General features: G+C 32.7%; 8 protein-coding genes. All 8 read right to left on the minus strand.

What is annotated here, in order from left to right; genetic code table 11:
- Positions 1-48: 48 nt before the first annotated feature.
- The 8 genes from TTE_RS09250 to TTE_RS09285 all read right to left on the minus strand — a co-directional run bounded on the left by TTE_RS09250 (position 49) and on the right by TTE_RS09285 (position 12397).
- Positions 49-2676: a glycosyl hydrolase family 57 gene (locus tag TTE_RS09250; RefSeq protein WP_009609955.1), complete on the minus strand. Its 2628-nt coding sequence runs from the start codon at positions 2674-2676 to the stop codon at positions 49-51.
- A gap of 14 nt (positions 2677-2690) precedes the next feature.
- Positions 2691-3956, minus strand: coding sequence for an MFS transporter (locus tag TTE_RS09255; protein ID WP_157858519.1), 1266 nt, complete (start codon positions 3954-3956; stop codon positions 2691-2693).
- Positions 3957-3978: 22 nt separating this feature from the next.
- The gene (locus TTE_RS09260; protein WP_009609969.1) at positions 3979-4761 is read right to left on the minus strand and encodes a PIG-L deacetylase family protein; all 783 of its coding nucleotides are present in this window, start codon (positions 4759-4761) and stop codon (positions 3979-3981) included.
- A gap of 11 nt (positions 4762-4772) precedes the next feature.
- Positions 4773-7190: a TIM-barrel domain-containing protein gene (locus TTE_RS09265; RefSeq protein ID WP_011026080.1), complete on the minus strand. Its 2418-nt coding sequence runs from the start codon at positions 7188-7190 to the stop codon at positions 4773-4775.
- Positions 7183-9252, minus strand: a complete 2070-nt coding sequence (locus TTE_RS09270) for an amylo-alpha-1,6-glucosidase (protein ID WP_009609977.1) — start codon at positions 9250-9252, stop codon at positions 7183-7185. Before TTE_RS09270 ends, TTE_RS09265 begins: the two co-directional genes overlap by 8 nt.
- A 28-nt stretch (positions 9253-9280) precedes the next feature.
- Positions 9281-10108: a carbohydrate ABC transporter permease gene (locus tag TTE_RS09275; protein ID WP_011026081.1), complete on the minus strand. Its 828-nt coding sequence runs from the start codon at positions 10106-10108 to the stop codon at positions 9281-9283.
- Entirely contained in the window at positions 10109-10993 is an 885-nt protein-coding gene (locus TTE_RS09280) for a carbohydrate ABC transporter permease (RefSeq protein WP_009609967.1), read from the minus strand.
- An 87-nt stretch (positions 10994-11080) separates the two neighbouring features.
- Complete coding sequence (locus TTE_RS09285) at positions 11081-12397, minus strand: ABC transporter substrate-binding protein (RefSeq protein ID WP_009609950.1); 1317 nt, start codon at positions 12395-12397, stop codon at positions 11081-11083.
- Between the last annotated feature and the right edge of the window lie 61 nt (positions 12398-12458).

Genomic DNA, 12458 nt, shown 5'->3' on the forward strand with positions numbered 1-12458 from the left:
CCTGTTTTGGCAAAAAAGTTTTTCATAAAAAAATAAGGGAGGTAATCTTTAATACTTAATCTTTGAATACATACCCCTTATTAAAACCTTTAAAAGAAGCATTATAGGTACATCCTGCGTCGTGAGTTTTTTACTACTTTTCTTTTCATTTAAAACATATTCCTTTAAAGTAACATTATCTTCTAAATTCAAGAAACAGTATTCATTTTCTGGAATTATTACATATCCCGAATCAGAAAAAGCCTTCAACTTTTTATATAATTCTTCATCTACTTCCTTAAAATAAGGAAAAATTCCTAAAATATATCTCGTTCTCACACCATTATACGAAGGTGCCAATGACTTTAGATGGGCAGCAGTCTTCAGTGTCAATTGATACCCATTTCCATTCCCATAAGTAGGATGAAACTTCTGTCTGCCCCAATATGTGCCAAATGGATTTAAATAGACAATTTTTTTACCTTCTTCTTTCCTGACCCTTAATGGCGAAAATGCCAGAGAACTCAATGTAAAGCGATTTGCACATATTACTATCCCCTTTTCACTATCTTCAATACCCACAAATCCATTGGTGATGTGATTGTTCAGTGAATCAATTTCTGAATTTCGCTTATCTGCTTTCTCAAAATCTTCTACCAAGTATTTCATAAGGTCATTTTGGTAGTTATGCTTCAAAACTTTTATCTCTCCATCTAAAATAGGTTTTATTTGAGATGGTGCAACTTCTATCCAGTGTTCATCGTAATACCTTTGTAAAACAGCAATTTCATTGTAAATTTCACTATTTTCTGGAGTATAGGGATACTTTATATCAAATCTCATTATCAAGGCAGGAATCCCTTTTACAATGAAAATATCCTGAGTATAAAAGCCTTTTTCTATTTGCAATGGCAATTCAATACTTCCTTTAATTCTGTACCCTGCAAGAAAATTGTTATCACTCGGCTTAAAAATTTCCACACTATTAGGACTGAATCTATACTTTTTGACTTCTCTTTGGTGTTTATAAGTAATAAAATTTTCAACAAAATCTTCTCCTCCAATTTTTTCACCTCTAAAAAACACTTCTACAATCTTTTTTCCCTTTAATTTAACATTAAATTCCTCTCCTCTTAACTCATCTTCACTAACATATAATTCTTTGAAGTTCCCCTCTAAAGTTTCGCTATCCCTTTTATCAAAACAAATTAACAATTTTCTTAATGTAGAGGCATTACCTTTTTTAAAATTTGATAGATCTATAAATACTCTCAATTTCTTTACATATCCACTTTCAAATCGTTCTTCATCAATAAAGCCAGCATTTAAAATATTTCCTCTGATGTCACAAATCTTTAAATTAGAAAAATCTTGTAAAGTTTCTTTTTTAAAAGTTAAACTAAAATGGACATAAGGCTGGCCTTTATCAAATATATAGATAGGTACAGTATTTTCCCATATTTCTGCATTCTCTTTAATCAGCAATGGATACATTAAATTTTCTACATCTTTCAAATCTTTTATAATTCCTTCTGATATTTCTAAAACCTTATTTTCTCTGATTCTATTTAGAAGAGGTGATGATAAGCCAAAGTGTGTTGTAGAAAGTAATTTTACTCTTTCTTCTAATACTCTTTTTAATATATTTTCTGCTTTGTGTTTGACACTATCAGAAAGCATTGTAATCAAAGTTTTAAAAGCATCATTCATCAACCTTGCCTTTTCCAATCTTGTCCATGCCAGATGGTTTATAGCCTTTTCTGACCATGAAGAATAGCCGTCAAAACTTCCATCCGCTGTATCCTGGTAGAATCTCACAACATATTCAGGTGTGTGGTGTTTTAAGTAGTTATAGGGCGTGTCAAATACCACAAAATCCAAATCTTTAACCTCTTCTATTAAACCTTTAATACCATTGACTAAAGGAGCTTTTTTAAGTAAAGAAGGTAATTTATAACCATACCAAAACTCTGAATCTGCATCCATATTTATAAACACAAATACATCTCTATCTATTTCTCCTTTTAACTGCTTTTTGCGAAGTCTTTTTATAAGCTCTCTTAAAGACCCAAATTCAAATAAATCTCCGTGATTTATAGCCGGAATTATCGCTATTTTCTCCCCTTGATACTCATACCACATTGGATTATAGGCATATTTTTCAGGAAGCAAAGGAATAAAAGTGCGAAATGCATCAAAATTAACTGCACTGTAATACAAAATTACCGCTTCAATGCCAAGTTTTCTATAAAGTTGCACATGAGAAGGAGTAAACATAACCTCCTGAGGTCTTACAACAGGTGAAAAAGTGCCAAAAATATCTTTTAACCCTGAACCTTTTTCATTTGAAATAGCCCAGAGAATAGACTTTTCGAATTCTTCATCCTCCATTGCGCTTAAAAGTCCGTTATTATATGACATCAAGATTACTTCGTCACCATACTCTTTTACTCTCTTCTTTATACTTTCAATTATATCGGGAGCATATTGAGGCAAAATCTTTTCCAAAGAAAAAGCGTTCTCGATATCCCATGTACCTCTTACAGGTATGCCATTTTTATTGTATTCGTTTAACACTTCAATTATTTTTCTTATAACTCTTATATCTCCACCAAAACCTGCCTCATCAGGCGTATCACTTCTATATGAATGGTACAAATTCACATGAAATCCAAACCCCAAGTGTATTTTGCTCACAAGTTTCACCCTCTTTATGCATTTTCTTTTCTACCTATTGGATAAAACCAAAAACTTATAAATGCTATTAACAGAGCAATAACAGGCACTCCGCTTATTAAAAATCTAATACCTAATATTGCAGAGGAAGGCTGTTCTAAAACATTTGGAATATAACCTGATAACTTTAAAATACCTCCGATTACAATTCCCTGCAGTGAATATCCAAACCTTATTATGAATCCAAAAACTCCTGTATACATCCCTTCTCTTTTCATCCCCGTATTTTTTGTATCTTCATCTATCACTTCTGCTAGCATAACATCCAAAAGCATTACAACGCCAGCTAACAAAGCTCCGAAAATTACAGAGACAATTAATGTTTCAACAAAAGTATTTACAAAAAAGTATGCAGGGAAAACGAGTATTAAAAATCCAATAGACAAAAACATCGCCTTTCTCGAACCAAATTTTTTAGTTATTTTGCTCCAAACCAGCATCATAGGAATAGCAGTTACAAATATACTGCCAAGTAGAAGAGAAACTTCTTTTTCAGGAATTCTCAATACGTATTTAGTAAAAAACGGTATAGCAGCAGGGACGGAAGTAAGTAGAAATTTTGCAAAAAATCCTCCCACTACAAAAGGTAAAAAAGCCTTATTCAAAAATACGTATTTAAAAGCAGTTAAAACGGGAATGGAAGGTATCTTTATATTCTTTTTTTCTTCACAGCCATAAAAAGCTATAAAAAAACCTATAGCTATTAATGTTCCAAAAATTATACCCAATACGTTCCAACCATATCTCGAATAAATAATAGGTGGAAGTACTACTCCTATAATTGATCCGAGTATGCCAAACATCTGCCTGTAAGCTGAAACTTGAGCTCTTTCTTCCAAGCTTGGAAACATCTCTGGGAAAAGTGCCGCCAAATTTAATCCAACCAGCACGTAGAGAAAATCAAACAAAATAATTACTGTGAGAAAGTAAGCAGGCAGGAACTCTTTTGAAACAAAAGGACTCCATATAACATAAAAAACTAAAGCCAAAGGAACAATTCCAAAAGCAATATAAGGTCTTCTTCTCCCCCATCGCGTCTCTGTTTTGTCAGATACATACCCTATCAGAGGATTAAAAATTGCAAAAATTATACCGTGTATGACAAAAGCAAGGCTTATAAAGCTGGGGTCTACTTTCAAAACATCAATATAGAAAAACATAACGTAAGTGCCGAAAGCTTCTAACATTATCCCTATAGGGAAATTCCCAAAACTATAGGCTACCTTCTTTAAAGTTGTCATATTAATCTCCTTTCTCAAAAATCTAACTGAAAATAGCATTAGGAAACATATGCAATTCCCATATAGATAAGACTTTGAATGCTTCCGCAAGTCCCTCTTCATTTAAAGTATTTTTCTCTGATTTTAACTTTCCTTTTACTAGCCCTTCTTTATACCACTCTTTTGCTTGTTCATAGAAAAACTCATAAATAAATGGCCAGTTTGGGTTATCAAATTGACTTGTATGTGCTTTTATTGCTTCTATTTTATTCTCCCAATAATTGGTAATATCTATATAAGTGTTGGGGTATGGCGTTGCATAAAAAGCTATTTGCGGGACAGAAAAAGGTTCTCCTAAATGAGGCAAAGACAGGTTTCTTGCAGCCAAAATGGCCGCTGTTACACCTTTTCCTGTCTTTTCATGGTCGGGATGAGCTTCATATGGGGCCCATCCATCTACTGTTAACACCAATTCAGGCTTTACGGTTCTGAAGGTTCTGACCAATTTTTCTATAAGACTATCTATCGTGTAATTTCCACCATCTTCAAAGCCTAAGTCTATAAATTCTGTTACTCCCAGAATTTCTCCAGCCTTTCTCTTTTCTGCATCCCTTATTTTTACAATTTCATCATGGGTAATTTCTCTTGTAGGCAATCCTTTCCTCCCATCTGTAACAGTTACAAATGTAATTTTTGCTCCCTTTTCTTTTAATATAGATAAAAACCCACCAGCACCAATCTCATTATCATCTGGATGAGGTTGTACACATAAAACGTTTTTTACTTCAAGAATAGGAGGAAGCTTTAAAATATTTCTTAAATTCATCTTCCTTCACCTCACTCTTGAATTTTCAGAATAATTTCTTTTTCATTTCCTTCATAAATTTTTTCATTTGCAAAGTATACAGCTATATTTCTTTTTTCAAAAAGCGGCAATTGTAATTTTAAATCCTTATACGGCAATGTAAATCTACCTTCTTTTTCTAATTTTATTTCTACTTTCTCTTTATAAGAATTCAGTTCTACATTTATAAAAGCATATTCTCCATCTAAATACTTCTTAGAAAAACCATCATCTTCAAAAAATCTTATAAATGTTCTACCCTCATTTATATGAGGAACTATCCAAAGTACTCTCCTTTCCGCCGATATTTCTCCAAATTTGTGTTCACTATCGTTTATAGGTATTATAGAACCACCTTTTATGAAAAAATTGGTATGTAAAAATGGAACTTCTATTTTTACAAATTGTCCTCCTTCATAAACCTTTTGATTTAAGTATTCTACCCATCCATCCTTTGTAAAAGGCAGATATACATTCCTTTCTTTTACTCCTTTATCAAACACAGGTGTCAACAGAATAAAAGGTCCTACCATTAAATCATCTTTACTATATTTGAAAGTTTCTTTATCTTCTTCAAACTCGTAGAAAACAGGCCTAATTATTGGACGATAAAATTCATGGGCTTCATAAAATAGATGATAAAAGTACGGTATTAATTTGTATCTAAATTTGATAAGATTCCTCACCTCTTCTATAATCTCTGGATACATCCATGGCTCATTAACTGTACCATCAGTATTCCACGAGTGAATAGTAAATCTTGGCATAAAAATACCGTATTGAATCCACCGTAAAAATAACTCTGGATCAGGTGCAGGCCCATAAAATCCTCCCACGTCGTGCCCAAAATTATATACACCTGATAAACTTAATCCTAGACCCATATAATGATTATACCTTAAAGTTTTCCATTCAGTGTAATTATCGCCTGTCCACGTTTGGCAATACCTTTGCATTCCAGGACAACCTGAACGTGATACTAAAAAAGGTCTTTTCGAACTTTTATACTCTTCCATCGCCTCAAAAGAAGCCTTAGCCATTAGAAGTGGTAACAAAGCTCTTACCTTTTCAAAATTTATTTTTTCGCCAAAATTATTAACCATTGCTTTCCCATCCATAATTTCGAATTCATTATTATCATTCCAAACTGCATCAATTCCGTAATCTAACAATGCATATTTTATTTTTTCTTTCCACCAATTGAAAGCCTCTAAATTCGTAAAATCTATATATGAACCCATATCATCCCATAACTGAGTTATCTGTGGTACCATGCTATCTCTACTAAGTATAAACATCTTCTTATCTTTTAATTCTTCATAAGAAGGATGGTCAATTAATAAAAAAGGTTTAACATTTGCTATTAATTTTACACCTTTTTCATGAAACTCATTTGTAAGTTTCTGGGGAGATGGAATTTTTGTTTTATTCCAATTAAATACATATCTTTTCCCTTCTTTACTTGTATACCCGGAAGAAAGATGAAACGAACTTGTTGGAATATCATACTTTTCACATTTATTAAGAAATTCCAAAAGTGCTTCTTGAGCGTTCTCTACTTCAGTATACGACATTGAAGAACCGGAATACCCTATGCTCCATTTAGGGGGAAACATAGGTTTACCAGTCAACCAAGTAAAGGATGTAACGACCTTTTCTAGTGTGGGTCCTAAAATAAAGTAATAATCTAAATCTCCATCTTCTGCCTTAAAATAACGGTAATCTCGGCCATAGTAACCATCTTTCTCTACACCAAAATCAAATATTGCTTGGGACATAACATCATAAAATATTCCAAAGCTAACACCATAATCGTGATTTCGAACAATATAAAACGGAATATGCTTATACAAAGGATCTGTTTTTTCTGCGTCATAACCTAATGCATCTATATTGAACATCCTAAACCTTCTTCCATTTCTTTCAATATCTCCACTTTTTTCCCCCAACCCATAATAAGATTCGTTTTCAAGTATGCTCATATAATGATAAATACCATCGCCAAGTAAATTTTTAAAATTATAGCTTTGTGTTTTTCTATCCGCTGCAATTTTATACCATCTGTCATTTCTCTTCACATACCATTCGCAATTAAAATCTCTTAAATTTACCAAAAGTAATAAATCTGAAGTACATACTTCAAATTTATTATCTTTTATATTCCACTTATAAGGCGGCAAAGTAAAAGGGGTTAAATCAAACCTGTCTCGCCCCTCCAAAGGAATATCCTTCATGCCGGGTGCTACCCACCACGTTTTTCGTATTTTTAACTCCCCATCTTGAACTAAAATTCTAATTATGTTCTCTTCAAGTATGAATATATACACATGTATATCCTCATTTTCAGCTTTGAAAATAAAAGTATTGTTATTGTGAGATAATAAATGAAGATTGTGTGAAAGTCTATTCATACAATTCTTCCTCCTTACATTCAATACCATTACAGTATATTTTGAGAGAATTATTTTTCACAACCACATCGACAAATTTCCCTTTATACTTTATTCCTCTAAATTCGCAATCTCCCCACGGCGGTATTTTTAATTTAAATTTATTTTTCAAAGAAGGTTTAAATCCCAATCCCCCTTGTAACATTGCAGCTGCGGAAGTTGAACTCCACCCTTGTAAATTTGAGCCTTTCCCAAACACAGGATTATAATACTCTACAGGAGTTAACCATCCTCGTTCTAAAGAATATTCAAACCACCTTAAAAGTGGATATTCCCAAATTCTTTTCCCTAATTTTAGTTTGCACCAGGCATATATCCCATCCCAGTATGGCCAGTCACTCCCATTGTGATATCTAAAAGGGTCCATTGTTTTTTCTACTAAATCGTATATATCTTTATAAAACGGATAACAAACCATTATACCCCAATCGCCAAAAGGCTGTTCCTTGTTATTAACAGTTTCTAACAATTCTTCTGTTTGAACTATAATTCTTTCTTGATAATCTAAAGGCAATAAATCGAATAAAATGGCTAGATTCCACTCTATTGAAAAATTATTCTCAATTTTATCTCCAGTCATATAATTTACAAATCCATAGTGATTTACAATTTCTATAAGCTTTTCTTTAATAAGTTCAGCTTTTCTTTCGTATTCTTTCGCTTTTTCAGTGTAACCTTTTAATTCGAGTATTTCTTCGTAATTTTCAATTGCTCTTAAGTATAGCAAAATATCATAAGCAACAAAACCTGTTCTATATACGTTATCCACCCAATCATTTCTGTTGTAAGGTTTTATATATAAATTGTCTAAATCAATATGATAATTCTCAATAATCTTATCAATTATTTCTAAAATTCGCGTATTTTTTACTTTATCCTCTAGTATTTTATAGTCAGCTGTCCAAGCTAAATAATCATAAACCATCATAACAAAATATAGAGGAGAATCTGTATGGTCATCCCAAAAAGCACTCCCATCCTTTAAAATTACAGCACTTGGAGCCCGTCCTATTTGGTCTATACCTTTAGCCAATGTATAGATTTCTTCTTTAACTATTTCCGGTTTATAAGGTAAAATAGCTTGTACTGTCCAATATCCATCTCTATAATAAGTGCGGGGAGGATTTTGATAATCAATTCCTGCTATAAAACCTTTGTTACTTACATTAACCGTGTCTTTATACATAGAATAAGAAACATTAAGACAAGATGAATACAAGGTGTTTAATAATTCATTTGAAGACTTAAACCTTGTTGCCAGCCATTCAGTGTGCCTTTTCGTTTTTTCTAAACTGAATTTCCATGTATCTTCCTCTATATCTTTCTGATTTTTATTTTCTTTAGTTATCAACTCTATTGTAATTGGTATAATTACAGTATCATCCCTGCGAACAGAAACTTCGTAAGAGATGCCAAAGCGTATATTTTCAAATCGTGTAGCTTTAGGAATATAGTTACTTTTTATTTTTAAAATATATTTATCTACAAAATCAATTAAAATTTCTTTCCCCTCTTGTTTCATGGATAACGGCAGTTGCGATTTTAACGCATATCTTAAATTTTTAACCATAAATTTTAATTTGTTTAAATTGTTTTTATCCTCAAAAAGAGAAAATTTATAAAATTCTACCAGATCAATTTCTGCTCCAAAATGTAAGTTAAAATTCACTTCGGTTTCATTGTTATTTTTTATATTGTACATTATATATAGCTGCCCATCATTTCCTGAGAATTGCTCAATAGATACTTCAGTACCTTTATATGCTTCATAATAGATAGCTTGATAATTGCCAATCGATATCACTTTCTTCTTGTAATTACCAGGCAATCTCTCTCCATTAATAGACCATCCACTGTACCAGCTATCCTTTACAAAAACACTCCACAGACCTGCCACATTAAAGAAATTTATTCCTCCATTCCCATTAAATTGTGCAGTAATATTTTTATCAGAAATATCATATTTTATCGGTTTAAACCAAAAATCTTCACTGACAATGGCACCATCTCTACAGTAGTTCATTTCGATTATCACCCCTTTAGAAGTATTATTATTCTTTTAATCCCGTAGTTACAATACCTTTAACTAGTTGCCTCTGGAAAATCAAAAACACTATTAAAACTGGTATCATAGCAATAACTGACATAGCAAGTAAACTTGGCCAATCAACATTATATTCTCCCATAAAATTAGAAATTGCAAGCTGTATAGTATACTTTTGAGGGTCACTTATTACGATTAAAGGCCACAGAAAATCATTCCATCTCCACATAAATGAAAAAATTGCTAAAACCGAAATAACAGGTTTAGCTAAAGGCACAATTATTGTCCAAAACAATCTCCATTCAGAAGCTCCATCAATTCTTGCTGCTTCTATAAGTTCATCTGGGACCCCCAAAAGGTATTGTCTTATTAAGAAAACACCCGTTGGTGTAGCAGCTGGAGGAATTATTATCCCCCATAAACTGTTTATCATACCTAAACTTCTAATCACGACAAAAATAGGTATCATAATAATTTCTAAGGGTATCATAAGAGTTGCAAGAAAAGCTACAAGTATAAAGTCTCTACCGTAAAATTTATATTTAGCCAAGGCATATCCAGCCATAGTATTAATCACTAAAGTAATTATAGTAGAAACAATTGTAACAACAGCACTATTGTAAAAATATAATCCAAAGTTTCCTTTCTTAAAAGCCGTTTCGAAATTTACGAATGTTATTGTCTTAGGAAGTAATGATGGAGGCCACTTATATAGTTCTACAGGAGACTTGACTGATGAAAACACTACCCATAATACTGGAATAAGAAAGAATAAAGTAACAAGGGTTAGCAAAGTATATGTTATAGCTTTTGAAGTAATTTTTTGTAAACTCATTTATATCTCTCCTCCTCTTCCTACCCTAAACTGCAACCACGTTAGTATAGCAATAACCAGAAATAGTATTACAGACATTGCACTTGCATATCCCATTTTTGTTTTGATAAAAGCAAATTGATAAATATGCTGTACAACGTATGTGGTATCTCTGCCAGGACCTCCTCCTGTTAAGGCTAAAATCAACGGAAAAGCTTTAAACGCATCTATTAGAGAAAGAATAATTACTAAAAGACTTGTAGGTTTCAATAATGGTAGTGTAATATTAAAGAATTTCCGTATTGGAGATGCACCATCTATATCTGCAGCTTCGTAATATACTGTAGGTATACTTTCCAAAGCTGCAAGGAAAATTACCATATAAAATCCAATTCTTGACCACAAAGTTGCTATTATTACCGTAATGTTAGCAAAAAATCCATTGGATAGCCACGGAATTGGTTGTTTACCAATTAATTCTAAAAAATAATTTAAAATACCAAAACTATCTCCAAAAATCCATTTCCATATCAAACCAACTACAATAAACGAAACCATTGTAGGCCAGTAAATAATAGCCCTAAAAATACCCTTTAAAATAATTTTTTGTGTAAGTAAAATAGCCGTTCCTAATGCTCCTACATATATCAACGGCACCACTATAGCTGCATATATTGTTGTCCTTAGAAAAGAATGCCAAAACAGAGTGTCATGAAAAATATTAATATAATTCTGTAATCCTATAAAATCCATTCTTGAAAGTCCGTCAAAATTAGTAAAAGAATAGTACAACCCGAAAAACGCTGGGAAAATTACGAAAATCCCAAAAATAAGTAAATTAGGCAATAAAAATAAATATGGAATTAACTTTTTTTCCAGTTTGTACATAGTATAACTTCTTTCCATACAATTCACACCTCTGTTTATTTTAATTTATCTAAAATAGGCGGGTAATGAAATTTAATTTTCACTACCCGCCTATTTTATTGTATATTACTTACCCTGCTGAGCCTCTTTTATGGCTTGTCTTGCTAACTCTGCAACATGATCTAAAGCTTGTTGAGCTGTTTGTTTACCTTGCAATACAGAAACGATTGCTTCTTTTAAGTCACTTGTAAACTTAGGTATTATATCTTGTCTTGACCAATCGTATGAAGCAGCTGGAGGAGATACAGCCAATTCGTTGCTGAAAATCTTAAAGAATTCCGTTCCAAAATCATAAGTCACATCTGGATTTTTCCTTGGGCTCAAGAACAAAGATTCTCTTACATATTTATCATCCACTTCTTTAGAAGCCAAATATTTTATAAACTCTCCTGCTTCCTTTTCTACACCTGAATTTTTAAATGCCATTACAAACTTCGCACCCAAGACTGAAGATCTTATTTTGGCTTTGGGTAGATAAGTTACACCCCACTCAAAATTCTTAATTGTATCTCTGTAATTTGAAATCATCCAACTTCCAGATAAGTGAGCTGCAGCTGTACCAGACCTAAAAATGTTATTAGCATTTTCTCCACCCAACCATGTAGCTTTAGAAACTATATCTTCATCAACTAATTTTTTGAAGTAATTTAGTGTCTCTACAGCTTCTGGTTTATTTATGTTTGTATCTGTAGCATCGCTATTAAATATGCTTCCGCCAAACTCATAAAGCAGAGTTGTCCATCTGTGAGGAGTTGGATCCCATACTACCCCATATTTTGCTCCTGCTTTAGCTTTTACTTCTTTAATAGCATTAGCAAATTCATCCCAAGTCCAAACTTCATCTGGAGACTGGGGTACCTTCACGCCTGCCTTATCAAATAATGTTTTGTTGTATATCAAGCCATTTGCTGTTACCTCCATTGGTGCTGCAATAAGCTTTCCTTCAACAATGCAATAATATTTCAATCCATCAAGGAATTGACTCATAAACTGATCTTTATCTCCAAGATAAGGAGTTAAATCTAATGCAGCTGAAGCAAACGCTCCCGGGTTCGTAACACGTGCTAAAGCTGGCGGTTTGCCTCCTGTAATCATTGTTTTTAGTTTTGCTTCTAAGTCGTCGTAAGGCACCTCGACTAAGTTAATCTCTACATTAGGATGTGTTTTTTGATAATCTTTAATAATCTCTTTCATTACTTGCCCTTCTACTCCGTCAGTAAACCATACAAAATCCAAAGTCACTTTTTGAGTAGGTTCTGATTTTTGTTCGGTTGACGGTGCCTGGCTTGTCTCTGGTTGTTTAGAAGAACAACCACTTGTAAATAGCGCAAACACTAGAATTAAAGAAACAACAATATAAATTAGCTTACTCCACTTTTTCATAACCCTACTTCCCCCTCTTTTCTTAGAATCACTTAAACATTTTAAACTAGGTATTGAATAT

This window comes from Caldanaerobacter subterraneus subsp. tengcongensis MB4, assembly GCF_000007085.1.
Lineage (GTDB): Bacteria > Bacillota > Thermoanaerobacteria > Thermoanaerobacterales > Thermoanaerobacteraceae > Thermoanaerobacter > Thermoanaerobacter subterraneus.